28 protein-coding genes are annotated in these 26,370 nt (G+C 62.4%); 14 read left to right on the forward strand and 14 right to left on the reverse strand.

What is annotated here, in order from left to right; genetic code table 11:
* Window positions 1-19: 19 nt before the first annotated feature.
* Both recA and pncC read right to left on the reverse strand, forming a co-directional pair.
* Window positions 20-1,081 (reverse strand): recombinase RecA, encoded by a 1,062-nt coding sequence (recA, locus tag OC537_RS15975; protein ID WP_106885048.1) that lies wholly within the window; start codon window positions 1,079-1,081, stop codon window positions 20-22.
* Window positions 1,082-1,161: 80 nt separating this feature from the next.
* Entirely contained in the window at window positions 1,162-1,653 is a 492-nt protein-coding gene (gene pncC, locus OC537_RS15980; protein WP_106887795.1) for a nicotinamide-nucleotide amidase, read from the reverse strand.
* Window positions 1,654-1,902: 249 nt separating this feature from the next.
* Between pncC and OC537_RS15985 the strand changes: the two genes are divergently transcribed.
* Together OC537_RS15985 and mutS are read left to right on the forward strand one after the other, a co-directional pair.
* The gene (locus tag OC537_RS15985; RefSeq protein WP_240453164.1) at window positions 1,903-2,310 is read left to right on the forward strand and encodes a Spy/CpxP family protein refolding chaperone; all 408 of its coding nucleotides are present in this window, start codon (window positions 1,903-1,905) and stop codon (window positions 2,308-2,310) included.
* A gap of 261 nt (window positions 2,311-2,571) precedes the next feature.
* The gene (gene mutS, locus OC537_RS15990; protein WP_262112738.1) at window positions 2,572-5,142 is read left to right on the forward strand and encodes a DNA mismatch repair protein MutS; all 2,571 of its coding nucleotides are present in this window, start codon (window positions 2,572-2,574) and stop codon (window positions 5,140-5,142) included.
* Between the two features lie 78 nt (window positions 5,143-5,220).
* Here mutS and OC537_RS15995 read toward each other — a convergent pair whose 3' ends face one another.
* Together OC537_RS15995 and OC537_RS16000 are read right to left on the reverse strand one after the other, a co-directional pair.
* Entirely contained in the window at window positions 5,221-6,819 is a 1,599-nt protein-coding gene (locus OC537_RS15995; protein ID WP_025325617.1) for a BCCT family transporter, read from the reverse strand.
* A 9-nt stretch (window positions 6,820-6,828) separates the two neighbouring features.
* A complete protein-coding gene (locus tag OC537_RS16000; RefSeq protein ID WP_111913441.1) occupies window positions 6,829-7,356 on the reverse strand; it encodes a hypothetical protein in 528 nt (175 codons plus the stop codon).
* Between the two features lie 163 nt (window positions 7,357-7,519).
* Here OC537_RS16000 and OC537_RS16005 point away from each other — a divergent pair, with 163 nt between their 5' ends.
* Window positions 7,520-7,999: a MarR family winged helix-turn-helix transcriptional regulator gene (locus OC537_RS16005; protein ID WP_025325615.1), complete on the forward strand. Its 480-nt coding sequence runs from the start codon at window positions 7,520-7,522 to the stop codon at window positions 7,997-7,999.
* 65 nt (window positions 8,000-8,064) lie between these two features.
* Here OC537_RS16005 and OC537_RS16010 read toward each other — a convergent pair whose 3' ends face one another.
* Window positions 8,065-8,646 carry a YjaG family protein gene (locus OC537_RS16010; RefSeq protein WP_262112739.1) on the reverse strand — a complete coding sequence of 194 codons (582 nt, stop codon included), beginning with the start codon at window positions 8,644-8,646 and terminating at the stop codon, window positions 8,065-8,067.
* Between the two features lie 161 nt (window positions 8,647-8,807).
* Here OC537_RS16010 and OC537_RS16015 point away from each other — a divergent pair, with 161 nt between their 5' ends.
* A complete protein-coding gene (locus OC537_RS16015) occupies window positions 8,808-9,752 on the forward strand; it encodes a D-2-hydroxyacid dehydrogenase (protein ID WP_262112740.1) in 945 nt (314 codons plus the stop codon).
* Between the two features lie 66 nt (window positions 9,753-9,818).
* Here OC537_RS16015 and mepM read toward each other — a convergent pair whose 3' ends face one another.
* Window positions 9,819-11,156: a murein DD-endopeptidase MepM gene (mepM, locus tag OC537_RS16020; RefSeq protein ID WP_139744064.1), complete on the reverse strand. Its 1,338-nt coding sequence runs from the start codon at window positions 11,154-11,156 to the stop codon at window positions 9,819-9,821.
* A gap of 270 nt (window positions 11,157-11,426) precedes the next feature.
* Between mepM and OC537_RS16025 the strand changes: the two genes are divergently transcribed.
* Together OC537_RS16025 and OC537_RS16030 are read left to right on the forward strand one after the other, a co-directional pair.
* Window positions 11,427-12,725, forward strand: coding sequence for a LapD/MoxY N-terminal periplasmic domain-containing protein (locus OC537_RS16025; protein WP_262112741.1), 1,299 nt, complete (start codon window positions 11,427-11,429; stop codon window positions 12,723-12,725).
* Window positions 12,722-13,663: a TAXI family TRAP transporter solute-binding subunit gene (locus OC537_RS16030; RefSeq protein ID WP_262112742.1), complete on the forward strand. Its 942-nt coding sequence runs from the start codon at window positions 12,722-12,724 to the stop codon at window positions 13,661-13,663. The genes OC537_RS16025 and OC537_RS16030 overlap by 4 nt, the downstream gene beginning before the upstream one ends.
* Here the strand turns inward: OC537_RS16030 and OC537_RS16035 are convergent.
* Window positions 13,658-14,332 (reverse strand): transglutaminase-like cysteine peptidase, encoded by a 675-nt coding sequence (locus OC537_RS16035; protein ID WP_234568548.1) that lies wholly within the window; start codon window positions 14,330-14,332, stop codon window positions 13,658-13,660. The genes OC537_RS16030 and OC537_RS16035 overlap by 6 nt on opposite strands.
* A 76-nt stretch (window positions 14,333-14,408) precedes the next feature.
* Window positions 14,409-15,347 carry a zinc ABC transporter substrate-binding protein ZnuA gene (znuA, locus tag OC537_RS16040; RefSeq protein ID WP_262112743.1) on the reverse strand — a complete coding sequence of 313 codons (939 nt, stop codon included), beginning with the start codon at window positions 15,345-15,347 and terminating at the stop codon, window positions 14,409-14,411.
* A 94-nt stretch (window positions 15,348-15,441) separates the two neighbouring features.
* On the opposite strand from znuA, the gene znuC reads away from it, so the two are divergent.
* Together znuC and znuB are read left to right on the forward strand one after the other, a co-directional pair.
* Window positions 15,442-16,206, forward strand: a complete 765-nt coding sequence (gene znuC, locus OC537_RS16045) for a zinc ABC transporter ATP-binding protein ZnuC (RefSeq protein WP_262112744.1) — start codon at window positions 15,442-15,444, stop codon at window positions 16,204-16,206.
* A gap of 20 nt (window positions 16,207-16,226) precedes the next feature.
* A complete protein-coding gene (gene znuB, locus OC537_RS16050) occupies window positions 16,227-17,006 on the forward strand; it encodes a zinc ABC transporter permease subunit ZnuB (protein WP_025325606.1) in 780 nt (259 codons plus the stop codon).
* A gap of 97 nt (window positions 17,007-17,103) precedes the next feature.
* Here znuB and OC537_RS16055 read toward each other — a convergent pair whose 3' ends face one another.
* Window positions 17,104-17,994, reverse strand: coding sequence for a LysR substrate-binding domain-containing protein (locus tag OC537_RS16055; protein ID WP_025325605.1), 891 nt, complete (start codon window positions 17,992-17,994; stop codon window positions 17,104-17,106).
* A 91-nt stretch (window positions 17,995-18,085) separates the two neighbouring features.
* On the opposite strand from OC537_RS16055, the gene OC537_RS16060 reads away from it, so the two are divergent.
* Window positions 18,086-18,943 (forward strand): DMT family transporter, encoded by an 858-nt coding sequence (locus tag OC537_RS16060; protein ID WP_005331061.1) that lies wholly within the window; start codon window positions 18,086-18,088, stop codon window positions 18,941-18,943.
* A 1-nt stretch (window position 18,944) separates the two neighbouring features.
* On the opposite strand, the gene OC537_RS16065 is transcribed toward OC537_RS16060, so the two are convergent.
* Complete coding sequence (locus tag OC537_RS16065; RefSeq protein ID WP_262112745.1) at window positions 18,945-19,526, reverse strand: uracil-DNA glycosylase family protein; 582 nt, start codon at window positions 19,524-19,526, stop codon at window positions 18,945-18,947.
* Between the two features lie 101 nt (window positions 19,527-19,627).
* On the opposite strand from OC537_RS16065, the gene rarD reads away from it, so the two are divergent.
* Window positions 19,628-20,521 (forward strand): EamA family transporter RarD, encoded by an 894-nt coding sequence (gene rarD / locus OC537_RS16070; RefSeq protein ID WP_163155297.1) that lies wholly within the window; start codon window positions 19,628-19,630, stop codon window positions 20,519-20,521.
* Window positions 20,518-20,862, forward strand: a complete 345-nt coding sequence (locus OC537_RS16075; protein WP_262112746.1) for a GIY-YIG nuclease family protein — start codon at window positions 20,518-20,520, stop codon at window positions 20,860-20,862. Before rarD ends, OC537_RS16075 begins: the two co-directional genes overlap by 4 nt.
* A 56-nt stretch (window positions 20,863-20,918) precedes the next feature.
* On the opposite strand, the gene pspG is transcribed toward OC537_RS16075, so the two are convergent.
* The 4 genes from pspG to OC537_RS16095 form a co-directional block, all read right to left on the reverse strand.
* On the reverse strand, window positions 20,919-21,137 hold the full coding sequence (pspG, locus tag OC537_RS16080) for an envelope stress response protein PspG (RefSeq protein WP_005331057.1): 219 nt from the start codon (window positions 21,135-21,137) through the stop codon (window positions 20,919-20,921).
* Between the two features lie 48 nt (window positions 21,138-21,185).
* Window positions 21,186-21,392 carry a PspC domain-containing protein gene (locus tag OC537_RS16085; protein ID WP_262112747.1) on the reverse strand — a complete coding sequence of 69 codons (207 nt, stop codon included), beginning with the start codon at window positions 21,390-21,392 and terminating at the stop codon, window positions 21,186-21,188.
* A gap of 2 nt (window positions 21,393-21,394) precedes the next feature.
* Window positions 21,395-22,057, reverse strand: coding sequence for a phage shock protein PspA (gene pspA / locus OC537_RS16090; protein ID WP_163147997.1), 663 nt, complete (start codon window positions 22,055-22,057; stop codon window positions 21,395-21,397).
* 209 nt (window positions 22,058-22,266) lie between these two features.
* Window positions 22,267-22,995, reverse strand: a complete 729-nt coding sequence (locus OC537_RS16095; protein WP_106885064.1) for a 1-acylglycerol-3-phosphate O-acyltransferase — start codon at window positions 22,993-22,995, stop codon at window positions 22,267-22,269.
* Between the two features lie 176 nt (window positions 22,996-23,171).
* On the opposite strand from OC537_RS16095, the gene OC537_RS16100 reads away from it, so the two are divergent.
* Genes OC537_RS16100 through OC537_RS16110 form a run of 3 tightly spaced genes read left to right on the forward strand, consistent with a single transcriptional unit; the run spans window position 23,172 to window position 26,370 of the window.
* Window positions 23,172-23,549: a hypothetical protein gene (locus OC537_RS16100; protein WP_262112750.1), complete on the forward strand. Its 378-nt coding sequence runs from the start codon at window positions 23,172-23,174 to the stop codon at window positions 23,547-23,549.
* A 50-nt stretch (window positions 23,550-23,599) separates the two neighbouring features.
* Complete coding sequence (locus OC537_RS16105; RefSeq protein ID WP_262112752.1) at window positions 23,600-25,642, forward strand: protein-disulfide reductase DsbD family protein; 2,043 nt, start codon at window positions 23,600-23,602, stop codon at window positions 25,640-25,642.
* Window positions 25,639-26,370: a DsbA family protein gene (locus OC537_RS16110; protein WP_005331039.1), complete on the forward strand. Its 732-nt coding sequence runs from the start codon at window positions 25,639-25,641 to the stop codon at window positions 26,368-26,370. Before OC537_RS16105 ends, OC537_RS16110 begins: the two co-directional genes overlap by 4 nt.

The raw sequence follows: 26,370 nt of genomic DNA on the forward strand, positions 1-26,370 counted from the left end.
ACCCGGCCTTCCTTATTCCTTATTCGAACTCTTGTTCGCTTTCGTCTTCAAACTCTTCGGCGACCGCGGCCACCGGCTTCTCGACCGGCACGGCACCGGAGAGCAGCAGCTCCCGCAGGCGGGCTTCCACCTCGGCGGCCATCACCTTGTTCTCGGCGAACAGTTTCATCACGTTGGCCTTGCCCTGACCTATCTTCTCGCCGTTGTAACTGTACCAGGCACCGGCCTTGTCGATCAGCTTGTGCTTGACGCCCAGATCAACCAACTCGCCCTCTTTGGAGATACCGGCACCGTAGAAGATCTGGAACTCGGCCTGCTTGAAGGGCGGGGCCACCTTGTTCTTGACCACCTTGACGCGGGTCTCGTTACCGACCACTTCGTCGCCGTCCTTGATGGCGCCGATGCGACGGATATCCAGACGCACCGAGGCGTAGAACTTGAGCGCGTTACCACCCGTGGTGGTCTCGGGGCTACCGAACATGACGCCGATCTTCATCCGGATCTGGTTGATGAAGATACACAGGCAGTTGGCGTTCTTGATGTTGGCGGTCAGCTTGCGCAGCGCCTGGGACATCAGGCGGGCCTGCAGGCCGACGTGGGAGTCACCCATCTCGCCTTCGATTTCCGCTTTCGGCGTCAGGGCTGCCACCGAGTCGACGATGATGACGTCAACGGCGTTGGAGCGCACCAGCATGTCGCAGATCTCCAGCGCCTGTTCACCGGTATCCGGCTGGGAGATCAGCAGGTCGTCGACGTTGACCCCCAGCTTGGCGGCATAGATGGGATCCAGCGCGTGTTCCGCATCGACGAAGGCACAGGTCTTGCCTTTCTTCTGGGCTTCCGCGATCACCTGCAGGGTGAGGGTGGTTTTACCTGACGATTCCGGGCCGTAGATCTCGACGATACGACCGCACGGCAGACCGCCGATGCCCAGCGCCACATCAAGGGAGAGGGAGCCGGTGGAGATGGCTTCGATATCCATGGTCTTGCTGTCGCCCAGACGCATGATGGAGCCTTTGCCAAACTGCTTTTCGATCTGGCCCAGCGCAGCCGCCAGTGCCTTCTGTTTGTTCTGATCCATGCCAATCTCCGCTGGGAATCGTGATGTAGAAGTGAAGTTGGGCTAAGTATACTGTTTATGCATACAGTATCAAGCCCAATTTATCTGAGCAGGGCCAGCAGTCCGGACAAGGCCTGTCTGACCGCCTGCTGGCGCACCTGATGGCGGTCGCCATCGAAGCGGGCGAGCAGGGATTGATGGCGACCCGTGCGATCCGCCCAGGCGAACCAGACGGTGCCGACCGGCTTGTCGTCACTGCCGCCACCGGGTCCGGCGATGCCGCTGATGGCAACGCAGATCCCCGCATCGGAACGGGCCAGGCCCCCTCTGGCCATCTCCAGCACCACGGCCTCGCTGACGGCGCCATGGCGCAGCAGGCTGTCGATGCTCACCCCCAGCATCTGCTGCTTGGCCTCGTTGGTGTAGGTGACAAAGCCGCGGTCGAACCAGCCTGAGCTGCCCGCAATATCCGTGATGGCCGTGGCAACGCCGCCCCCGGTACAGGACTCCGCCGTGGCGGCGAACCAGCCTCGAGCCTGCAATGCCTCGCCGAGCTCCCGGGATAAACGATCGATCTCTGCCTCAAGCCCCATCATCATGCCCTCTCTGGCCCCTTGCGGGGGAAACATGGGGGTCATTATGCAGTCGCCCCGAATCGCGAGCAACCGACCCGGGGCCGGCTGCGTCAGCGACCGACCGGCATGGCCCTGCCGGACATTGGACGCAAGTGCGCCACAGCGGCAAGTCGCCAACGCTTAAGCTCCAGTACATGGGGGCTTCCTATAATCAGCAGGCACCGCCCTGTATGCGGTTTCTATCTTTTGGGATACTGGAGAAAGCAGATGAAGCATCAATTTAAAGTCGCCATGACTGCCCTGGCGATCTGTTTTGCCACCAACACCTTCGCCGCCGAGAGCGCCCCCGAGCTGCAGAGCGAAACCACCCTGGCGCAAGAGCTGAACCTCTCCACCGCACAGGTTGAGCAGATCAAGAGCCTGCGTGAGAAGGCGGCCAAGGAACTCGGTTCGGTCAAGCTCGACGCCATCGGTCAGGACGTCATCATCAACATGATCAAGACTGGCAAGTGGGACGAGGCGGCCGCCAAGAAGCAGTTGCAGACCATCAGCAACGTGCAGGCCGAGGCCCGCTACTACCGTGCCCATTACCTGTTCGAAGTCAGCAAGGTGCTGACCCCGGAGCAGAAAACCAAGCTGCACGAGATGCTCAGTGGCAACGAAGCCATGTACTAAGAGCGCATCCTGACGCTGTGACCACAATCCCCGCGCTGATGGCGGGGATCTTCCCCTTCCCCCCCGCACCCCTCGCCCCCCCCTCCTCGCTTCTGATCCCGGTGACGGCCTGCCCATGCCACCCGGCCCCTGAAACCCCAGGCCCCTCTCCCCAAAGCGAGATAACCCCTCACCATCTCGGCCCGACCATGTAGAATGGCCACCAGATTCAGACCCATTACGGCAGACGCTTGCCCGCAAGAGCACCTTCTGGAATAGAACATGACAGCACAGCACCAAGCCACCAGCGCCAACCTGAGCGCCCACACCCCCATGATGCAGCAGTACCTTGGCCTCAAGGCCGAGAACCCGGAGATCCTGCTGTTCTACCGGATGGGCGACTTCTACGAGCTGTTCTATGACGATGCCCGCAAGGCGTCCCAACTGCTCGACATCTCCCTGACCAAGCGCGGCCAGTCCGCGGGCAGCCCCATTCCCATGGCGGGGGTGCCCTATCACGCCATCGAGGGCTATCTGGCCAAGCTGGTGCAGCTCGGTGAATCCGCCGCCATCTGCGAGCAGGTGGGGGATCCCGCCACCAGCAAGGGACCGGTGGAGCGCAAGGTCATTCGCATCATCACCCCGGGCACAGTATCCGACGAGGCGCTGCTCTCGGAGCGACAGGACAACCTGATCGCCGCCGTCTACCACGATGGCCGCCGCTTCGGCTACGGCACCATGGACATAGGCTCAGGCCGCTTCTTCATCAACCAGTTCGACAAGGAAGAGACTTTACTAGCGGAGCTGCAACGCACCAACCCGGCGGAGCTGCTCTACCCGGAGTCCTTCGAGTTCCTGCGCCACGTCGAGGGTCGTCGCGGCCTGCGCCGCCGCCCGGAGTGGGAGTTTGAGCTGGGCACAGCCCGCAAGCTGCTCTGCCAGCAGTTTGGCACCCAGGATCTGGTGGGCTTTGGGGTCGAGCAGAGCGAGACCGCCCTGTGCGCCGCTGGCTGCCTGATGCAGTACGTCAAGGACACCCAGCGCACCGCCCTGCCCCATATCCGCAGCGTACGCCTCGAGCAGCCCGATCATGCGGTCATCATGGATGCCGCCACCCGCCGCAATCTGGAGCTGACCCAGAACCTGGCGGGGGGCTATGAGAATACCCTGGCCGAGGTACTGGATCGCACCGCCACCCCCATGGGCAGCCGGTTGCTCAAGCGCTGGATCCACCAGCCGATCCGCGATCGGGTGATCCTGAAAGGCCGCCAGAGCACCATCAAGGAGCTCATCGAGCAGAACCTCTACGACGAGCTGGGCAACCTGCTGCGTCAGGTGGGGGATGTGGAGCGGGTGCTGGCCCGTCTCGCCCTGCGCTCGGCCCGGCCGCGCGACCTCACCCGCCTGCGTCAGGCATTCGCCCAGCTGCCCGAGTTGCAGCGCCAGCTGGCGGATAATGAGCACGAAGCGGTGCAGCAGCTGGCCGAGCGCGCCAGCACCTTCCCCGAGCTGCTCGACCTGCTGGAGCGCGCCGTGATGGAGGTGCCGCCGGTGCTGATCCGCGATGGCGGCGTCATCCGTGACGGCTTCAATCAGGAGCTGGACGAGCTGCGGGATCTGGCCAACGGCGCCACCGCCAGCCTCGCCCGCATCGAAGAGCGGGAGAAGCTGCTGACCGGCATCAACACCCTCAAGGTGGGTTACAACAAGGTACACGGCTTCTATATCGAGGTGAGCCGCGCCAACAGCCATCTGGTGCCGGCCCACTACATCCGCCGCCAGACGCTGAAAAACAACGAACGCTACATCATCGACGAGCTGAAGAAATACGAGGACAAGGTGCTCACCGCCCAAGCTCAGGCGCTGGCGCTGGAAAAACGCCTCTACGAAGAGCTGCTCGACGCCCTGCTGCCCCACCTCGGCGATCTGCAGGAGTCTGCCGCCGCGCTGGCGGAGCTGGACGTGCTGGCCAATCTGGCGGAGCGGGCCGAGACCCTCGACTACCGCTGCCCGACGCTCATCGATGAGGATCAGATCCTGATCGAGGCGGGCCGTCATCCGGTGGTGGAGCAGGTTATGAGCGATCCCTTTATCGCCAACCCCATCCGGCTTGAGCGGGATCGCCGGATGCTGATCATCACAGGTCCTAACATGGGGGGTAAATCTACCTACATGCGTCAGACCGCGCTGATCGTGCTGCTGGCCCATATCGGTGCCTTCGTGCCCGCCGACAGCGCCCGCATCGGCCCCATCGACCGCATCTTCACCCGCATCGGGGCCTCGGACGATCTGGCCTCCGGCCGCTCCACCTTTATGGTGGAGATGACCGAGACCGCCAACATCCTCAACAACGCCACCGCCCGCAGCCTGGTGCTGATGGACGAGATTGGCCGCGGCACCAGCACCTACGACGGCCTCTCGCTGGCGTGGGCCTGCGCCGAGCAGTTGGCGAGCAAGATCGGCGCCTACACCCTGTTCGCTACCCACTACTTCGAGCTGACCCGTCTGCCGGAGCTGATGAGCGGGCTGGCCAACGTCCATCTGGATGCGGTTGAACATGGTGACACCATCGCCTTTATGCACGCTGTGCAGGAAGGCGCGGCCAGCCGCTCCTACGGTCTGCAGGTAGCGGCGCTGGCGGGGGTGCCGAAATCGGTGATCCATCAGGCCCGTCACAAACTGCACGAGCTGGAAAGCGCCACTCCGGTCGCAGCCGGTGAAAGCCGCCCGGCTCCGGTGACCCTGGCCCCACAACCCCATCCGGTGGTGGAAGAGCTGGCAGCGGTGCGCCCGGACGAGCTCTCCCCCCGTCAGGCGCTGGACCTGCTCTATCGCCTCAAGCAGATGCTCTGACGGCAACACCGGAACACAGGCAATGAAAAAGGGGAGCCTCGCGGTTCCCCTTCGTTTTGCCTCAATGGTACTGGGCCATCAGCCCGGACCTATGCGATCCAGCAGGCTCAGATTGACCGAGCCGGGATGGCGCTTGAGCTTCTGCCGGTATTCGAACTGGTGCTGACTCTCCTGCTTGAGCCCCTGCATCAGCGAATAGCACATGGCCAGCATGATCAGCGAGAACGGCAGCGCGGCTATGATGCTGGCCGCCTGCAAGGCCGCCAGGCCACCGGAGACCAGCAGAATGGCCGCCACCAGCCCCTGACCCAGCCCCCAGATGGCGCGGTGCAGCACGGGGGGATCCTGATCGCCGATGGAGAGCAGGGTGGTGATGACCAGCGTGCCCGAGTCGCTGGAGGTGATGAAGTAGGTGCAGATCAGCAGGGTCAGCACCCCTTTCGCAATCCAGCCGAAGGTCTCCCAGTGCAGCAGCTCCACCGTCTTGTAGAGCGCCAGGGTCACGTCCTGGTTGACCGCCGCGACCACGCCACCGCCGCCGAACAGCTCCAGATGCATGGCGGTACCGCCGAACACAGTGAGCCAGAACATGCCGAGCAGGGAGGGCACCAGCAGCACGCCGAGCACGAACTCACGAATGGTGCGCCCCTTGGAGATGCGGGCGATGAACATGCCGACGAAGGGGGCCCAGGCTATCCACCAGCCCCAGTAGAAGGCGGTCCAGCTCGATTGCCAGGCCGAGGTGCCGTTGGCCTCTGTGTTGGTCCAGAAGCTCAGTTTGACGATGTTTTGCAGGTAATCGCCGATGTTCTGCACATAGGCGTTGAGGATATAGGTGGTCGGCCCCAGCACCAGGAAGAGGACGAGGATGAAGGCGCTGAGCCAGATGTTGAGCTCGGAGAGGATCTTCACCCCGCGCCCCACGCCGGAGATGGCCGACAGGGTGGCGATCAGACTGATGCCGCCGATGAGCCAGAGCTGGCTGTGCTGGGAGACTTCCATGCCGAACATCTGGTTGAGGCCGGTGTTCATCTGGGAGACACCAAGCCCTAAGGAGGTGGCCACCCCGAACACTGTGCCGAACACCGCCAGCACGTCGGCGGCATGACCCCAGAAGCCGTAGATCCGCTCGCCGAGGATAGGGTAGAGCACGGAGCGAATGGCCAGCGGCAACTTGCGACGGTAGCTGAAGAAGGCCAGCGACAGGCCGACGATCACATAGATGGCCCAGGGGTGCAGACCCCAGTGGAAGAAGGTGAGGCGCATGGCGATCTGGGCCGCTTCCGGCGTCATCCCTTCGGTGACGAAGGGGTTGCCCTGCAGATGATACATGGGCTCGGCTATGCTCCAGAACACCAGGCCTATGCCCATGCCGGCGCTGAACAACATGGAGAACCAGGCGAAGTAGCCGAACTCCGGTACCTGGTCGTCGTCGCCCAGTCGAATGCTGCCAAAACGGCTGAACATCAGGTAGACGGCGAAGAACAGGAACAGGGCAACCACCAGAATGTAGTACCACTTGAAGCCGGCAATGATGGTGTCCTTGGCGCCGGTGAACCAGGTTCCCGCGGTATCCGGGTCAAACACTCCAAACAACAGGAACAGGGTCACGACGGTGAGGGCCGTCATGGCCATGGTGGGATTGAGGCCTTTCAATAGCCCTTTGGTTGCTCTCATCGGGCCTCCTTAGTCATTGTTGAAAAAATCTTCACCCACGTGATCTCCCGCACCACCGATGGCGCGATAGACCAGTCGACCCGCCACCCGCTCGCGGTGATCCACCAGGGTGACCGAAGGCTGGCCGTTCACGGCGTGACGCTTGCCGAGGAAGATGGCCATTGGCACCCCCAGACTGGAGATCCCGCTGGTGATCCAGAGCCGGTTGAAGTCATAGGAGCCGCCGATGAACTCGAGCTGGGCCAGGCCATTGTCCAGACCGGCCAGGTAGAAGTTCATGGCACTCTCGTCGGGGAAGAGGTGCACCAGCACATAGGCGTAGCGCAATTCGTTCACCAACTCCTTTAGACTGAAAGAACCTGTGTCGCTGCAGGAGAGCGGCAGCTCACCATCGTAGTGATGCACTTGCAGGTTGTTGGGATCCTCGTCATAGGCGGGCTGATAACGCACGAAAGCCGAGGTATCTGGCAGTTCATAGCGGACCCTGACCACGCGAAGATCGGCAACCAGGGACTTGATATCCAGGTCGTCATTCATGATGTCACTCCTCAAATATCGGGTTTAAATGCGGCAATTGTCCAATAACCTAACATAAAATTCATTAGAGCAGAAATGATTACACCAAAAACCATATTGACCTTGTTGGGGATTAGGCGGAGAATTTTGCGCCTCTCCACTGCCCTGCGATGACCCCGACTCCATGGAAAAACATGATGAAGTGCTGATTGCTCTGCGCCAGATCATCCGTGCCATCGACATGCACTCCAAACGCCTGATCAAGGAGGCCGGGCTGACGTCGCCGCAGCTCCTGCTGCTCAAGGGGATCAACGAGCTTGGCCAGATCTCCATGCGCCAGCTCGCCGATCACACCAACATGAGCCAGGCCACCGCGACCACCATCATGGACAGGCTAGAGAGCCGCCAGTTGGTGCAGCGTATCCGCAGCGAAACCGACAAGCGCAAGGTGCATGCGACACTGACTGACGCGGGTCGCGCCCTGCTCGCCCAGGCCCCCACCCCGCTGCAGGAGAGCTTCATCCAGCGCTTCCAGGCCCTGGAGAACTGGGAACAGGGACTGCTGCTCTCCTCCCTGCAACGGATCTCGGCCATGATGAATGCCGACGGCATAGACGCGGCTCCCGTGCTAAGCGTCAGACCGCTCACCGAAGAGCGCGCCTGAACAAACGACGGCCATAAAAAAAGCTCCCGAATGGGAGCTTTTTTTATGGGAAGCGTGCGGGGAGATCACTCTTCCAGGCTGATGCCTATGTTGGAGACGCCGCCCTGGGCCGCAAAGGTGCGGATGGCCAGGATGCGATCGCTGTCACGCTCATGGGCGACCTGCTTGAGCAGCTCAACCTGGAACTCCAGTTCTGCCTCGATGTATTCGTGCTCGTAGAGCTCTTCGTCACTGAGATCCCGCTCTTCCAGCATCTCGATGAAACCGGCCACTGTACCGACCGAAGCGTGGCTGGCATCCATGGCTTCTTCCCCCACCCGGCAGATCACCGAGTTGTAGGCACAGCCCAGCGCCACACAGGCATCCAGCGCCGGGTAGGCCCCGTAGGATTCAAACTTGCTAGGCTCGGGAATATAGACCTCGAACGCCTCCAGGATGGCCCCCAGATTGACGCGGGATCCCTTCACGGTGAGGTAATTCCACATCTGATCCAGCGCGTGGCGAAACGCCTTCGCATCCCCGAAACCGGCTGCCTGGGTAAACAGCACATAGTTGGGGTACATGCGCTCTGCCAGCGCCAGGGTGTAGACGGTCTGCTGCCAAGGCTGCAGCTCGGCCAGTCGCTTATAAAACTTGTCACCAAACACTGGAGTCGGATCCTTTGCAAAATGTGGGGCAGATTGTAGCCCACGAGGGGCGTGGCGAAAACGAAAAAGCGCCCTGGTCGACTATCTTGCCCGATCAACTGGGGTAAGATGAGGACAGACCCCTCCTCCGCCGTGCCGCAAACATGATAAGGAACAAGAGTATGAGCCAACGTACCCTGCTTCTGCTCAGCCAGGACAACAACCACTATGAGCGCCTGCTCAAGGCCGCCCGCCTCCCCCATCTGCACATACTGCGGGCCGACAACCAGAGCGATGCCGAGAAGCTGATCGGTGATGCCCACATCCTGATGGCAGAACCGGCACGGGCCAGACCCCTGCTGGCCAAGGCCGACAGGCTGAGCTGGCTCCAGTCCACCTACGCCGGGGTCGACGTGCTGCTGGATGCCAGCTGCCGCCGCGACTACCTGCTCACCAATGTGCGCGGCATCTTCGGGCCGCTGATGAGCGAGTACGTGTTCGGTCACCTGCTCAACCTGTCGCGCCAGTTGCCGCTCTACCGCGAACAGCAGCAACAGCGACTGTGGCAGAGCCATCCCTATCAGGGGCTCAAGGGGCGCACCATGCTGATCCTGGGCACCGGCAGCATAGGCCAGCACATAGCTCACACCGCCAAGCACTTCGGCATGCGGGTGCTCGGTATCAGCCACAGTGGCAATGAGCGCGCCGGCTTCGATCAGGTGTATCAGCTGCCGGCACTGAACAAGATGCTGGCCCAGGCCGACGTCATCGTCAGCGTACTGCCGGCGACCCGCGAGACCCGCCATCTGTTCACCACCGATCGCTTCAACCACTGCAAGCCGGGGGCCATTTTCTTCAACGTCGGCCGGGGCAATGCGGTCCATGAAGGGGATCTGCTGGCGGCATTGAGCGGCGGCAAGCTGGGCACTGCGGTGCTGGATGTGTTCGAGCAGGAGCCCCTGCCCGCTGACAGCCCGCTCTGGCATCAGCCCAATCTCATCATCACCCCCCACAACAGCGCCTACAGCTTCCCGGAAGATGTGGCCCAGATCTTTATCCGCAACTACATCCGCTTCATCGACGGCCAGCAACTCGATGGCCGCATCGACTTCGACAAGGGTTACTGAACCCAACCACCAGTAAAAAGGCCCCGCCAGATTGGCGGGGCCTTTTTTGTATCCGCAGAGAGGGGCTCAACCCGCCTCCATCTCCTTGCGATAGCTCTTCACCTTGGCAAGGAACTGGCGCTTGTCCTTGCCGGAGAGCGGCTCCGCCATCGGCAGCTTGACCTTCATGGGGTCCACCGGGCGGTTGTTGACTCGCACCTCATAGTGCAGATGTGCACCGGTAGAGCGGCCCGTGTTGCCGGAGAGCGCTATCTTGTCCCCCATCTTCACCTTCTGGCCGGGTTTGACCAGCAACTTGCTCAAGTGCAGATAGCGAGTCATCAGGGTGCGACCGTGCTTTATCACCACATAGGTGCCCGCTAGGGGGTGGCGGGTCGCCTTGAGCACGACACCGTCGCCGGTCGCCATCACGGGCGTCCCCACCGGCAGGGCGAAGTCAGTCCCCTCATGGGGGCGGACCTGGCCGGTAATGGGGTGGCGTCGGGCCGGGTTGAAGTTGGAGCTGACCCGATAGCGACTATGGGTCGGATACCGGCGGAAGCCGCGCTCCAGGCTGTTCGCCTGACCGTCATAATAGTTGCCATCTTCCGACAGCCAGGCCGATACCGCCTTGCCCTGGCTGAATACTTCGACGCCCAGCAGCTGGGTGTTGCCCGTGCTCTTGCCCTCGACCGTCTCCTGTCTCACCAACACCTTGAACTTGTCGCCTTTTTGTAGATCCTTGGCGAAATTCAGGCGCCACTGGAACAGGTTGGCAATCTTCTGGATGTGGTTGGCCGGGATCCCCGCGTTGCGGGCGCTGACGTAGAAGCTGCCATTGATGACGCCGTCATAACTCTTCTGCTGCCACTGCACCTCTTCATTGAGCATGTTGGCGCTGTAAGTGTCGTCGGTACGCTCCAGCACCAGAGTCTGCTTGATGTTCAGGCGGATCTTCAGCTGCTGCAGTATGTTGTCCTGATCGATCAGCAACTCTATGGTCTGGCCAGGCTTGAGGCGGGCCAGATTGTTCTTGGCATCCGCATCCAGCACCTTGTAGAGGGTGGTGGTGGAGAGGCCGAGGTTGTTGAAGATGGTGGTCAGGTTTTCGCCGTTGCGTACCCGGTAATCCTGCCACTGGGGCGTGGCATCGGCCGGAATGTCATCTTCCGGCGCCGCGGCTTCCACCAGTTCGTGATCCGGGATGTCGTTAAAATCCGTATTGTCTTCGTTGGTTGCCGTGCCAGTGGTGGCAATGGGCAACTCCAGACGCAATGGCCGCTCAAGGATGTCACCTGGAGCTGGCAATACGGCTACCGCTGACAGCGTCATGGCCGTGAGCAATAGCATGGCGTAAAAATGTTTGCGGGGAACCGGGGGTTCCCAGTTGGCAGCCTGCGCTACCAAGGGACGGAGACGTTTCATCCGCTATCCTGTTATTAGATCTAAGGGTGGTAGTTGTGGGTCTGTTTTTATGATTTTTTATTATGAAAACCGAATATCTGGGTTTTAGACCTAAATACTTACAAAAAGTTCATCGCGATATGCACGAAACTCACATTTTATGCATAACCTTCCTGCATGGGCAGAAATGATCGCCTTTTTCAGCCATTTTTTTCTATTTTTAAGAACCAAGTCCGGTTGCGTTCACCCCCGGACCATCAGATGTTGCAAAAACATTTCCAGGGAGTGGGTATGTCATTGGCAAGATTGTTAAATGTAATCATCCTGATCCTGTTCACCATTGGTGCCATCCTGCTGCTCATGCTGGAGATCACCACGGTACGGCAGTCCATCCTCGATCAGATGTCGGCCAACCTGGAGACGGCCATCACGGCCCTGGGTCTGGTACTGCAAGGCACCCTGCTCAACGATGACAAGGTGCTGGCGGAAACCATAGTCAACGCCATGTTCGATGGCGGCTTCGTCAGCTCGGTCACGCTGCTGGATCCCGATGGCCAGTTGCTGTTCCAGAAAGTCTTCCACACGGCCCAGCAAAATATCCCCAGCTGGCTGCCGGCTGTCGTCCACATGCCACCTGTCAAGATCGAGCAGGAGCTCACCGATGGCTGGCGCATTCTGGGCACCCTCACCCTCGAAGGCCACGAGGGATACGCCTACCAACACCTCTGGAACGCCATCAGCCGCACCGGACTGGCACTGCTCGCGGGTCTGCTGGTATTCACCCTGGTGATCACCTGGGTGTGCGGCCGCCTGCTGCGCCCCCTCGAACAAGTCAGCCTGCAACTGGTGCAGATCCGCAAACGCCAGTTCAGCGGCCATCTGCCAACCCCATGGCTTCGCGAGTTGCAGGAGGTCGTGGTCTCCATCAACCAGCTGGTCTCCGAGCGCAAGCGGGATCTGCTGCAGCAAAGGCTCAAGATCACCCAGCTCGGCAAACATGACAGCCTGCAGGCCCATCAGAAACTCGCGGGGTTGACCGACATCGCCAACGGCATGTATCTGCAGCACTTTTTCTCCACTCAGGGAAACATCCGCCTCTATAGCCGATTACTGCCCCAGACCCCACCTACCACGGACAGCTCGCCGGATGAGATCCGGGCGCTGCTCAACGACTGGCTGACTCAGAAGACGGAAGGACTACAGCTCCCCCTCAGCCTGCTCAATCATCCTGACTGGGCACAGTTCGCCTCCTCCCTGGCCAGCGCCAGGGGCAAGACCCTGGACTGGCGCTGGGATCTGGCCAGCTTCCCTCCCCTGGCCGAGGAGCGCCTGGGGGCGCTTCAGGCTCAGGGGGTCGAGATGGCATTCAGCAATGTGCCCATGAACAACGACAACCTGACAAAGCTAGACCCCATCAAGCCGGTCTTCATCAGCTGCCAGCTGACCCAGGCCCCCCTCTACTGGAACCTGCTTTCCCAGTGTCTGCATGCCTCCGGCTATACCCTGCTGGCGGAAGCTGGCGACATCAACGACACGGATACCCTGCGCAGTTGGGGCATTGATGGCTATGCCAGCCAGGAGGCATCATGAGAATCCCTATCCTATTGCTTGCCCTGCTGTGGCAGCCCGGCTCGCATGCAGTGTCCATGACCATAGGCACGGGGGGAGAACAGGGTATCTATTACCAGGTCATCAAGGAGTTCTGTCGACTGGCTCACAAGAGCGACCCCACACTGCAATGCAAACCCCAGGCCAGTTCGGGCTCCATCGAGAATCTGCGGCAGTTGCAAGCCGCAGAGATCCCCTACGCCCTCGTCCAGTCTGACTGGCTCTATCAGGCCAGCCAGGGCACGGGACCATTTGCCAAGCAACCCCAGCCCGAATTGAGAACCCTCTTTGCCACCCATGCTGAGCCTTTCACCATAGTGGTGCGGGCCGATGGCGACATCACCACCCTGGAGCAACTCAAACTGGCCCCCATAGACATGGGACTCAAGAGTTCGGGCACTCGCCAGACGGCGCTGGCACTGTTCAACGTCTTGGGGGCAAAGGAGCAGGATCTCGATCTGAAGAGCGTGGCCAATCTGTCCGAAGCCTTGTGCAGCAAACAGATCGATGCCTATGGGTTGGTGATGGGGCACCCGAACCGGATCGTGCTGGAGACATCCAAGCGCTGCGCCATCCGTTTCATGGCCATCGAAGGTGCGACTCGGGATCAACTGCTGCAAGGCGTCAAATACTACCAGCGCAGCCAGGTACCGGCCCGCATCTATCCCGGCAACCTGAAAGCCACCCCCACCTTTGCCATCGCCGCCACCCTGGTGACCAATGCCGCCACGCCGGATGAAGACGCCTATCGCCTGACCAAGGCCATGCTGAGCCAGCAGACCAGTTTCAACGAGCAGACCTATGGCTACGCCAACCTGTTCCACAAGGCGCGCAACAAGATTGGTCCTGTGCTGAACGCCCCGCAACATCCGGGGGCGGCAAGGTATTTCGAGGAGTTGAAGGCCGCAGGCAAGCTATAGCTGGCGGCGGGGGGCACGCAGATGTTCGCTGGAGAAGCGGCTCTGCATCGACTTCCATTGGGTCAGGCGATCGGCACTCCCGGCCAGGGTCCCCTCACGGCGTGACTTCATGACCCAGATGCTCTTGGCGTCGAAGCTGTATACGGGTTGCAGGTCATTGCGCTTGCTGCCGGGCAGGATGCGACCATTGATGTTGTCCAGCACCAGAGGGTCGGACTTGGTCGTCGGGAAATAGAGCGTCACCATGTGAAACTGGTTGTAGCGGATCGCCTTCACATAGGCCAGCCGCAGTTTCTTCTCGTCGACGCCGAGCTCCATCAGGGTGTAATACTTGGAGATGCTGTAATCCTCACAGTCACCCCCTCTGGCCCCGATGAATTCCAGCGGATTGGCCCAGTAGTCCTCGTCCCCCCAAAGCCTGGGATCTTCGCTGTAGGTCAGATTGTTGAAGTAGTTATTGACCAGTTCCAGCTTCTGCTGATCCGTGGTGCCCGCTCTGGGCGCGAGCAGGCGCGAAAAGGCCTCGGCGCGCTGGATAGCCCTGGCGCCATAGACTTCCTGCATTTTTGCCTTCAGCTCGGGGCTGGCAATGTGCTCGGACAGGCGGGAGGCCTGCACGCTGGCACAGATCAGTGCCAGGGTGCAGATGGGGACAAGCAATAATTTCATAACTGACGCTCCATATCAGACGCTGGAGGTCAGTATAGTTGGCCGCGGCCGCCCCATAGGGCGAGTCTGGGATGACTCAGCGGCACTGGGCGAAGGCGTCGGCCAGCTGTTGCATGAAGTGCGGATAAGCATCAGCACCAAGCGGCACCTGCTCACCGACTTCATCCAGCAGCAACACCTTGGCGCCTGTGTTGCGGGCGACCGATTCGATCACCGCAGGCGAGAATTGCGGCTCGGCATAGATGCAGCTCGCCTGTTTCTCTTCAAGCGCCTTGCGGATCTCCACCAGTGTCTTGGCGCCGGGGCGACGCTCCGGGCTAACGGTGAAGTGGCCCTTGGAGCTCATGCCGTAGTGACGCTCCCAGTATCCATAGGCCTCGTGAAACACGAAATAGCCCTTCTGGTTCACCGCCTTCATCTGTTCGGCGATCACCTTGTCCTTGGCGTCCACCTTGGCATCGAATGCGGCAAGGTTGGCGGCATAACGGGCCTGATTGGCCGGATCCTGCTTGGCAAGCTCGGTCGCGATCGCCTTGGCAATCACCTTGGCCTGGGTCGGCCCCAGCCAGATATGGGGATCCACCCCCTCGTGGTGATGCCCCTCATGACCTTCATCGTGGTCATCGTGCTCATGGGCGGCGTGGTCGTGGTCGTGGTCGTCATGATGAGCGGGATCCTGGCTGCCCTGAGTCGCGTAGTTGAACAGCGGCATCCCCGGAACCTGGGTCAGGGTCAGCTTGTGGGGATGCTCGGCCAGCGGCTTGGCCATGAAACCTTCCAGCTCGGGGCCGACCCACACCACCAGATCGGCGTCATTGATGCTGCGAATATCGGAAGGGCGCAGGGAGAAGTCATGGGGAGAGGCGCCGGTTGGCAGCAAGACTTTGGGCTCGCTCACGCCATCCGTGATGGCCGCCGCGATAAAACCCAGGGGTTTGATGGTGGTCAGCACCTCGAGGGCGCGGACAGGCAGACTCACTGCCAGCAGCGCAGTGATCAGAGTAAGAATTCGCATAGAGGTCTCGTCAGGGAGTGAGTGTGTGATAATATAACAAACCAACGTCGCTGTTATATTATAACTCTCACAGGCTGTAAACCCCGGAGCTGTCATGACCCAACTGGTGGAGCTGAAAGAGGTCTGTCTGTCATTTGACGGACGGTCCGTGCTCGACAAGGTCTCCTTTACCCTGAACAAAGGCAAAATCACCACACTAGTCGGCCCCAACGGGGCGGGCAAGAGCACTCTGAGCAAGCTGGTGCTGGGCCTGCTCAATCCGGACTCCGGCAAGATCATTCGTCGTCGTGATCTGCGGGTCGGCTATGTTCCCCAGCGCCTCTATCTGGATCCCACCCTGCCACTGACGGTGCGCCGCTTCCTCCAGCTCGGCAAGAACAGCCGCCTCTCCATCGAGGAAGCGCTGGAGCGGGTCGGCGCCCAGGAGCTGCTGGACAACCGGATGCAGAAGCTCTCCGGCGGCGAGATGCAGCGGGTGCTGCTGGCCCGTGCCCTGCTGGTCAAGCCCGAGCTGCTGGTGCTGGACGAACCGGTCCAGGGGGTGGATATCACGGGCCAGATCGAGCTTTACGCCCTGATCGGCCAGCTGGCGGCCGAGTTCAACTGCGCCGTGCTGATGGTCTCCCACGATCTGCACCTGGTGATGGCCAGCACCCACGAGGTGATCTGCCTCAATCGCCACATCTGCTGCCACGGCGAGCCGGAGAGCGTAGCGCGCCACCCCGAATTTGCCCGCCTGTTCGGACGCCCGGAGCGGGAGGTGCTGGCGGTCTATACCCACCATCATCACTGCGACGGCGAACATCATCATCATGAGCCGCAGGTCCCCGTCATCCGCCTGCCGTCTCGCAATCCATAAGCACAGCTAAGGACATTCAAGTGGACAGCTTTCTGTTATATGCCCTCGCGGCCGGCCTCGGCATCGCCCTGCTGGCCGGGCCCCTCGGCAGCTTCGTGGTGTGGCGCAAGATGGCCTACTTTGGCGACACCCTCTCCCACGCCTGTCTGTTCGGCATCGCCCTCGGCATACTGCTGCAGGTGGATCTCACCCTGGCGGTGGTAGTCTGCTGCCTCGCCATGGCCATGCTGCTGGTGATCATGAGCCGCAACCAGCAGGTGGCGACCGATACCCTGCTCGGCATCCTGGCCCACAGCGCCCTCTCCCTTGGCCTGGTCACCTTGAGCTTCATGGACAATGTACGGGTGGATCTGATGGCCTACCTGTTCGGCGACCTGCTCTCGGTGCAGCCCATGGACCTGCTCTGGATCTACGGCGGCGGCGCCCTGGTGCTGCTCACCCTTTGGCGGCTGTGGGATCCCCTGCTCTCCATGACCATCTCGGAGGAGCTGGCGCGAGTGGAGGGGGTGCGGGTCGACGTGCTGCGCTGCGTGTTGATGCTGCTGATAGGCCTGGTGATCGCCGTGGCCATGAAGTTTGTCGGGGCGCTGATCATCACCTCGCTCCTGATCATTCCGGCCGCCACCGCCCGCCGCTTCAGCCAGACGCCGGAGCAGATGGCCGGCTTCGCGGCCCTGATCGGCTGTCTCGCCGTGCTGGGGGGGCTGACCCTCTCCTGGTACCAGGACACACCGGCAGGCCCCTCGGTCGTGGTCTGCGCCACCAGCCTCTTTATCCTGAGCCAGTTCAAGAAAGCCTGAGCCTGGAGTGGCCTGACCCTAGTTATCAGGCCACTCACACCCTCGGCCCCTCGTTCATCCCATGCCCCCTGTTTATCCTGAGCCGGCAGCCCACCGGCTAGAGCGGCATGCTCTGGCGCGTCTCCATCATCAGCCACTGGCGCAGCCGGCTGATGGCGGGCTCATGGGCCCGGGATCGCTTGCAGGTAAAGTAGAAGGCATCCCCCGTCTCCAGCTGGTGCACCGGCAAGGCCACCAGCTGGGGATCGTCCGGTCGCAGCATGTAGTCGTTCACGAACGCCACCCCCTGATCCCAGGCCGCCGCCTCCATCGCCAGCAGCACATGGCTGAAGTGGTGCATCCGCGCCTCGTCCGGAATGACCAGCCCCCCCGCCTTGGCCCAGCGCTGCCAATCCTCCCCCCGCGCCTTGTAGATGGACTGCACCGAGAGCAGCGGCAACTGCCAGATGGCGGCAGGCCACTCCCCCTCCACCTGCTGCAACAGGCGACGACTGCAGACCGGAAAGAGCCGCTCCCGATAGATGAGATCGTGGCAATAGCCGCGCCCGTGGGGGGAGACAGTGATGAAGCAGTCCGCCACCCGATCGGAGAGTTCGGGATCTTCCGCCACCATCTCGAGGCTGAGATCCAGCTCGGGGTAGAGCTGGCGCAGCCCGGCCAGCCTGGGGATCAGCCACTTCACCGCGAACGAGCTGTAGACCGCGAGCCGCAGCCGCATCTCGCCGCCACCGCGCAGCTGTTCGCTGCTCTGGGCTATCTGGCCGAGCCCGGCGGAGATCCCCTCGAAATAGCTCTCCCCCTGGGCGGTCAGCGACAGCAGGCGTCCCTGGCGCAGCAGCAGCCGCTCCCCCAGAAAGTCCTCCAGCAGGCGGATCTGGTGGCTGACCGCGCTCTGGCTGACATTGAGCTCTAGGGCCGCACGGGAGAAGCTGAGCAGGCGGGCAACCGCCTCGAAGTATTGAACGGCGCGCAGGGGAGGTAGCTTCATTATCCAAAATTCTCATGGATGGTGATTTTTTATCATTTTACTGGATAACGGGCGTCAGACTACCCTTCCCTCATCTAACGTGGGAGGTGGTATGAACGCAGTCGGGATCGGCATCCTCTATCTGGTGCTGGGCAACATGGTGGCGGTCTTCTCCGATGCGCTGGTCAAGGTGCTGGAGCCGAGCCAGCCGGTGTTCCAGTTCGTCTTCTTCCGCCAGCTCTCCGCCGCCCTCCTGCTGGCGCCCTGGCTGCTCTGGTCCTGGCGGCGCAACCCGCCGGTGGCCATCAAGTGGCACCTGCTGCGAGCCCACATCTGGGCGATCGGCGTCTGCCTGATGGTGGTCGCCCTCACCCGCTTGCCGCTGGCCACCGCCAATGCCCTCTTCTATGCGGCCCCGCTGCTGATGGTGCCGCTCGCGGTCTGGCTGGCAGGGGAAGCGCTGTCGCGCCAGAAGGTGCTGACGGCTCTGGTGGGTTTCATCGGTGTGCTGATAGTGCTGCGCCCGACCGAGGTGAACTGGGCCGCCCTGGCGGCGCTCGGGGTGGCGCTCTCCATGGCGGTCAACAACCTGCTGATCAAGCGGATCCCCCTCAAGCAGCCCATAGCCCAGACCCTGTTCTTCACCAACGTGCTGAGCATGCCGATCATACTGGCGCTGGCCTGGTGGGAAGGGGGAGCCTGGCAGTGGCAGATGTGGTGGCCCGCCTTCGGCTCCTCGGCGCTGATCATGGTCTATGCGGGCTTGTGCGTGGTGGCCTATCGCAAGGCGGAGGCGAGCAAGATCGCCTCGGCGGAGTACACGGGTCTCTTGATGGCGGTCGCCATCGGAGTCTGGTTGTTCGACGAGCAGCCGGGTCTACCGCTGCTGCTGGGGTGCCTGTGCATCATACTGCCGCTGGTCGCCATGGCGCGCGGCAAGTCAAAGCCGCTGGCAGAGCCGGCGGTCTGAATCAGAGCAGCAAGGGGGCAACCCTCTGCTGCAGATGGGGGATCACCTCCTGCTCGAACCAGGGATTCTTCTTGAGCCAGAAGGTGTTGCGCGGGGAAGGGTGCGGCAGCGGCAACCAGGCCGGGCCATAGTCAGCCCAACTGCGCACCGTCTCGGTGAGCGAATCCTTGCCCGCCTCCCGCAGATAGTGGCGCTGAGCATACTGGCCGATCAGCAGGGTCAGCTCTATGTTGGGCAACAGCATCAGCACCTTGTCGTGCCAGGTGGGCGCGCACTCGGGTCTGGGCGGCAGATCCCCCGACTTGCCCTTGCCGGGGTAGCAGAGCCCCATCGGCATGATGGCGATGCGGGACTCGTCGTAGAAGGTGGCCTTGCCCACCCCGAGCCAGTTGCGCAGCCGATCGCCGGAGGGGTCATCCCAGGGGATGCCGCTGGCATGGACGCGGGTACCGGGCGCCTGACCGATGATCAGCAAGCGAGCACGCTCGCTGCCGCGGATCACCGGCCTGGGCCCCAGCGGCAGGTGGGCCTCGCACAGGCGGCAGGCCCGGATCTGTTCAAACAGCAGGTCGAGTCGGTTCATGGCCTGATGGTAACAGAGTTTCCGGCAGGATCCCGCTTGTGGAACCGGCGGCAGATACTTATCATGCGGCCACATTTGTTTAATTTAATAAACGGAAAGCGATGAAGAACTGGCTGGGCCCCGGCAGTGCGGCCCTCTCCTTCGTGCTCTGGGGCATGCTGCCCCTCTATTACCAGTTCATGCCCGAGATCAACATGTGGGAGCTGCTCTCCCACCGGGTACTCTGGTCTGTCATCCTGCTGGGCGGCCTCTTCCTGCTGCTCGGGGTGCGGGTCCCCTGGGCACGCCTGCGCAGCGAACCCCGCCAGCTTGGCCTCATCCTGCTGGCGGGCCCCGTCATGTCCATCAGCTGGTGCATGTTCACCTGGTGCCTGACCACGGGCCAGGTGCTGGCCACCAGCCTCGCCTTCTTCATGACGCCGCTGTTCAACATCGCCTTCGCAGTGCTCTTCCTCAAGGAGCGGCTCACCCCCCAGAAGCATCTGGCGGTTGCCCTGGCGCTGGCTGGGCTGGCCTACATGCTGTTTTCCTACGGCGAACTGCCCTGGTTCTCCCTCATCATGGGGGCCAACTTTGCCTTCTACGGCCTCATCAAGAAGAAGGTGCGCCACGATGCCGGTGTCAGCCTCTATCTCGAGTCCCTGGCCCAGCTTCCCGTCGCCCTGCTGATCCTCGCCTGGCTGGGGCTGCACGGCATAAGCCAGTTCATGGCCGGGGACTGGGCCGACAAGCTGCTGTTGATGGGCACAGCCCCCGCGACCCTGCTGCCGGTGGGGCTGTTCTGCTACGCAGTGGCACGCACCCGCATGAGTACCGTGGGGCTGCTGCAATACATAGAGCCGAGCCTCGCCTTCCTGCTCGCCATCTTCTGGTTTGGCGAGATCCCGGATCCGGTGAAATCGGTGGGCTTCGCCTTCGTCTGGGCCGGCCTGCTGGTGAGCCTGCTGCCCCTGCACCTGCTGAAGCGCGGCGGGGTCGAATGGCGCAAGACATGAGCATGACCATCGTGGCCGATACACCGTCCCCCCGCTGGTTTATCTATCTGGTGCGCACCGGCGCGGGCTCGCTCTATGCGGGGATCAGCACGGATCCCGAGCGGCGCCTGCGCCAGCACCAGAGCGGCAAGGGCGCCCGCGCCCTGCGTGGCAAGGGGCTGCTGACCCTGGTGTGGCGCCAGGGGGTGGCAGACAAGGGCGAGGCGCTGCGCCTCGAGTATCGCCTCAAGCAGCAGAGCAAGGCTTTCAAGGAGCGCCTGGTACTCGACCCCGAACTCTGGCACGACTGGAGCCGGCCCTGGCTGAGCGCCGCCGCGGTCCCCATCAATCCGTCCCCCTGAACCAGCCGCCATAAAAAAGGCCACCCAGAAGGGTGGCCGTAAAGGGTCAGGGAGGTTTAACGGTAGGTGTTCGACTGCTTGCGCCTGTTGCTGAGCAACCAGCACACCGCCAGCACCAGCAGCAACCAGGGCGCCAGCTTGATGATGAGGGCAAACATGCCGGCCAGGGCGCCAAACAGCACGAAGACCCCGCTCACCAGCAGCATGGCCAGCACGGTAAAACCGGTCAGCGCCATGGTCACCAGCACCAGCATCAAGACGATAAATTCCAGCATGTTGTGCTCCTCACAGGCTTGCAGTGGCCGGCGGCTCTGATCCGGGGATCAGTCCAGCCAGCGTTTCAATTCACGACGGGGCGGCATGACCAGCACCGCCAGCAGATAGATGGCCAGGGCCAGGGGCGGCATCAGGATAAGCGCCAGCAAGGCCAGCACCCGCACCGTCACCCTCGAGATCCCAAGCCCGTTGGCCAGACCGGCACAGACCCCGGTCAGCTTGCGATGGGCCAGATCTTTGGGCCAGGGGCTCATGGTTATGCCTCCGCCTTCCGGCTTTTCAGGCGAGCCAGCTCACGCTCAATCTCGTCGTTCAACTCCAGCTCGCGGAACTGGGCCTCCAGAGAGGGATTCTGCCCCAGGGTAGCCGCCTCCAGCTGGGCTTCCAGCTGATCGACCCGGCCCTGAAAGCCGTCGAAGCGGGCCATCAGCTCATGCATGCGCTGGTTGTCCACCTGGGCGCGGGCACGGATCCGGCTGTGGGCAGTCTGTTCGCGCAGGGTCAGCATCTTCTGCTTCTCGCGGGCCTCGGTCAGCTTGGTCGCCAGCCGCTCGCTGTCGGCGGTGAGCTGGGCCAGCACCTCGGCTACCCGGGCCTTGTCCTGCTCCAGTTGCTCGCACTTCTTGACCTCGGCCAGCTTCTCCGTGAGGGCGGCACGAGCCAGATCCTCACGTCCCTTCTGGATGGCGAGCTCGGCCTTGGCAGACCACTCCTGGATCTGGTGGCGCAGCGCCTGCTGATGGCGCTCCAGCTGTTTCTGTTCGGCGATGACCCGGGCGGCCTGGGTTCTCATCTCGATCTGCACCTGCTCCATCTCTTCGATCATCAGACGCAGCATCTTCTCCGGCTCTTCGCTCTTGTCGAGCAGGCTGTGCAGGTTGGCATTGATCACGTCAGTCAGGCGGCTGAATACGCTCATGGTCTGGCTCCTTGTTCATGGGGATGGCTATCTCTTCCCATGGCATTACAAGAGCCGTGCCAAGATAATTTATTGTTGTTTTACAGATAGATGGAGACTCGACGTTGCCATATCAAGGCCATTAGTTGGTAAAAATGGCCAACATGGTGGTGATTTTAACCAATAAAAAAGGGAGCCGGCGGCTCCCTTCATGCAGTTGAACTCAAACCTCAGGCGGCCGGGCGATGGCCCAGCTTGCCATCCAGCTCCGCCAGCTTGGCTTCCATCTTGGCCCGGCAGGTATCCGACAGATCGCGGATGCCGGCGGCGCCGTGCTCCTTGCTGCACAGGGGGGGCAGCATCTCCAGCAGCACCTCGCCGTTGTCCCAGCGGTTCAGGTCAACCTGACCGAAGTAGCTGGAACAGACGATGGGCACCACGGGCACTTCGGCCTGGACGGCGGTGTGGAAGGCGCCGGCCTTGAACGGCAGCAGACCGCGGCCCTGGGAGCGGGTCCCTTCCGGGAACATCCAGATGGAGGTGCCGTGGTGCTTGATGCGATCCACCACCTGGCCTATGGTGCCGATGGCGCGGGAGCGGTTGGATCTGTCGATCAGCACGTTGCCGGAGAGCCAGAAGATGAGGCCGAAGAAGGGCAGCCACAGCAGGCTCTTCTTGCCCACCGCCACCACGCCGGGGCGCACGGCACCGGTCACGGTGAAGATGTCGAAGTTGCTCTGGTGATTGCAGACATAGACGGCAGGCCCCGCCGACTTGACCTCGTCCGGAATGGTGACCCGGACCTTGAGCCCGATGAGCGGGCAGACGGCATGGTACATGCGGGCGAAAACATAGACGTTGTTGGGGTGGCGCGGACGCACCAGACAGAGCAACAGACCAAACACGAACCAGAAGATGAGCAGCAGGGTAAGCAGCAGCACACGGGCAAGTTTGAGCATCGAACACCTCGGAATTTGACTCGGCGCAGTATACTGGTCCCCCTTTTAGCGAACAAGCGTTCGCCAGACAGAACCGACCACGCCAGATGGAACATGTGGTCGCATCGAATCCCGCTGGCTTGCTCACGCCACCATTGATCGATAGGATATGCCCCATTCAACAGGGTAGGACGAGCATGATTTTGCGACAACGCGTGGCGACAAGACTCCTGCTGCTGGTCTGCATCCTGGTGCTCAACTGTGCGGCCCAGCCGCTGGCCAGGCTGGCACAGCTCGACCAGGCCCTGAGCTGCCAGATGCTCCCCCTCTCCTCGTCCAGCACCGATGCCGACGAGGGGCAAACCGCGACGCCCCAGCCCAGCAGTTGCCAGCTCAACGGCAAGTGGCTCAGTGCCGCCAATCTGCTCTGCGCCGAGCAGATCTTCTTTGCCATCGCCTTCGTGATTGCCCTGCTGGCGCCCCTGTCGCGCCGCGCCCCTGCGCTTCCTCCTCCCATCAACATCTCGCCTCCCGAACGGCGACTGCACCTCACCCTCTGCGTCTGGCGGGAATGAGTCTGCGGCGGTTTTCTCCACCCTGACTTTCATTTTCAAGAGACAAACACATGTCAAACATCATCAAGGCCGCCCTGTTGCTGAGCGGTCTGCTGTGGCAATCCATGGGATTGGCCAGCGACACCGGCTGGCTCACCAGCCCCCAGAACGATCACGCCAAGGTGCGGCTGCAAGCTGACACCCGGGATCCCGCCGCCCCCCGGGTGCTGCTCAGCCTGCAGCTTGAATCCGGCTGGAAAACCTATTGGCAGAACCCGGGGGAAGGTGGCATAGCCCCCGAGATCCTCTGGGATAAGCCCGAGCCGACGGCGCAGTGGCACTGGCCAGTGCCCAGACGGTTCGACGTCAGCGGCATCTCGACCCAGGGCTACCAGGGGGACGTCAGCCTTCCCATCAGCCTCACCCGCAGCGGCGGCGAGGCACTGACGGGCACCCTGCGCCTCTCGACCTGCAGCAACGTCTGCATCCTGACCGACTACCCCTTCACCCTGGCGCTGGACGGCGCTGCCCCTGAGGGGTTCGACCTTGCCTATGCGAAGGCGATGAGCACCCAGCCGCAGGCCATGCCGGACACTGTGACCCTCAAGGCGGGCTACCGGCAGAACCAGCTGCAACTGACCGCAGACAACCCCCAGGGCTGGCAGGATCCCCAGGTGTTCCTCCAGCGCCTGGAGGGGGCCGAATTTGGTGAGCCCAGCCTGGAGGTGCAGGGCAACACCCTGATCGCCCGCATTCCGGTCAGCGATGGCTGGCAGGGGGATGCCCCCGATATCCGTCATCAGCCACTCGGGTTGGTACTGGCGAGCGGCGAGCAGGCCTGGCAGAGCGAGGTCCGCATAGGTGAACCCCTGACCCTGCCGAGCGGCGGCCGCTCGTTGCTCTGGTTGCTGGGGGCCGCGCTGCTGGGGGGGCTCATCCTCAACCTGATGCCCTGCGTGTTGCCGGTGCTGGCCCTCAAGCTGGGATCTGTGCTGCAACTCGAGAGCCGGGAGCGCCGCCCGGTGCGCCTGCAATTCCTGGCGGCCAGTGCCGGCATTCTGGTCTCCTTCTGGGCGCTGGCGCTGATGAGCACACTGCTGCGCGCCACCCAGGGGGCGGTCGGCTGGGGCATCCAGTTCCAGAGCGTCTGGTTTATCGGCTTCATGGTGGTGGTGACGGCGCTGTTCTGCGCCAATCTGCTGGGGCTGTTCGAGCTGCGGCTGCCGAGCAACCTCAATACCCGCCTGGCCACCAGCGGCGGCCAGGGCCTGGGGGGTCACTTCCTGCAGGGCTGCTTTGCCACCCTGCTGGCCACCCCCTGCTCCGCCCCCTTCCTCGGCACTGCGGTCGCCTTTGCCCTCGGGGCGCCGCTGGGTCAGCTCTGGCTCATCTTTACCGCACTGGGTCTGGGCATGAGCCTGCCCTGGCTGCTCATCGCCGCCGTCCCTCGTCTCGCGCTCTGGCTGCCGAAGCCGGGCCGCTGGATGGGGCGCCTGCGCACCCTGCTCGGCCTGATGATGCTGGGCTCCAGCCTCTGGCTGCTCAGTCTGCTGGGCAATCACATAGGCCCCTTCTGGATGCTGATCCTGATGGCGTTGATGCTGGTCGCCCTGCTGCTGGCCGTGGTGTGGCGCCACGGCATACGGGCGCTGACTTTGGGGCTGGCACTGGGCTGCCTGCTGGGCGGGGCCCTGCTGCTCGGCGGCGCCTTCACCCTGGACGGCAAGCCCCAGCAGGACAGGGTCGACTGGCAGCCGCTCTCTGAGCAGGCCATCACACTGGCACTGGCCCAGAACAAGCGAGTCTTCATCGATGTGACCGCCGACTGGTGCATCACCTGCAAAGCCAACAAATTCAACGTACTGCTGCGAGATGACGTGCAACAGGCCCTGAGCGCCCCCGATGTGGTGGCCCTGCGCGGGGACTGGAGCCGCCCCTCCGACAGCATCGCCAGCTTCCTGCGCCAGCGCGGCAGCGTGGCCATTCCCTTCAACCAGATCTACGGGCCCGGCCTGACGGATGGCGAGATCCTCTCCCCCCTGCTGGACCGATCGACCCTGCTTGCCACCCTGGCGCAAGCCGGTATTGCCCCCTCTCAAGGAGAAAACAAATGAAACCTACCCTGCTCGCCCTGACCCTGCTGGGCACACTCTTGACCCCGGCCCTGCACGCCGCCCCCTTCACCCCGGAGCAGGAGGCCCGCATCAAGGAGCTCATCCGCGAGACCCTGGTCCAGAATCCGAAGATCCTGGATGAGGCGGCCGAATCCTGGGAGAAACAGAACGCCGCCGATCAGGCGGCCCAGCTCGGCGACTTCATCAAGGGCAACAAAGATGTGCTGTTCAACAGCGCCACCAGCCCGCGCCTGGGGGCCAAGAACCCCAAGCTGACCCTGGTGCTCTTCACCGACTACAACTGCCCCTACTGCAAGCAGTTCGACCCAGCGGTAGCCAAGCTGCTCAAGGCCTATCCGAACGATCTGGGGTTGGTGATCAAGCTGCTGCCGTTCAAGGGACAGACCTCCGCCAAGGCGGCCCAGTACAGCCTGACCCTGTGGCAGCAGGATCCGGCCCGCTTCCTCGCCCTGCACGACAAGCTGATGAGCAAGCAGGGCATGCTGACCGAGGCGGACATCAACAAGGCGCTGGCGGCCACCGGCAATGTGGCACTCAAGCCTGAGGGCAAGGCCACAGAGGAGCTGCGCAATAGCCTGCGCATCGGCACCCTGCTTGGGGTGCAGGGCACACCGGCGACGCTTATCGGCAACCAGCTGGTGCCGGGCGCGCTTCCCTATGAACAGCTCGAACAGCTTGTGAAAACTGAACTGGCGAAACTGGGGTAA

The organism is Aeromonas sp. Marseille-Q5825, from assembly GCF_946892685.1.
Classification (GTDB): Bacteria; Pseudomonadota; Gammaproteobacteria; order Enterobacterales; family Aeromonadaceae; genus Aeromonas; species Aeromonas rivipollensis.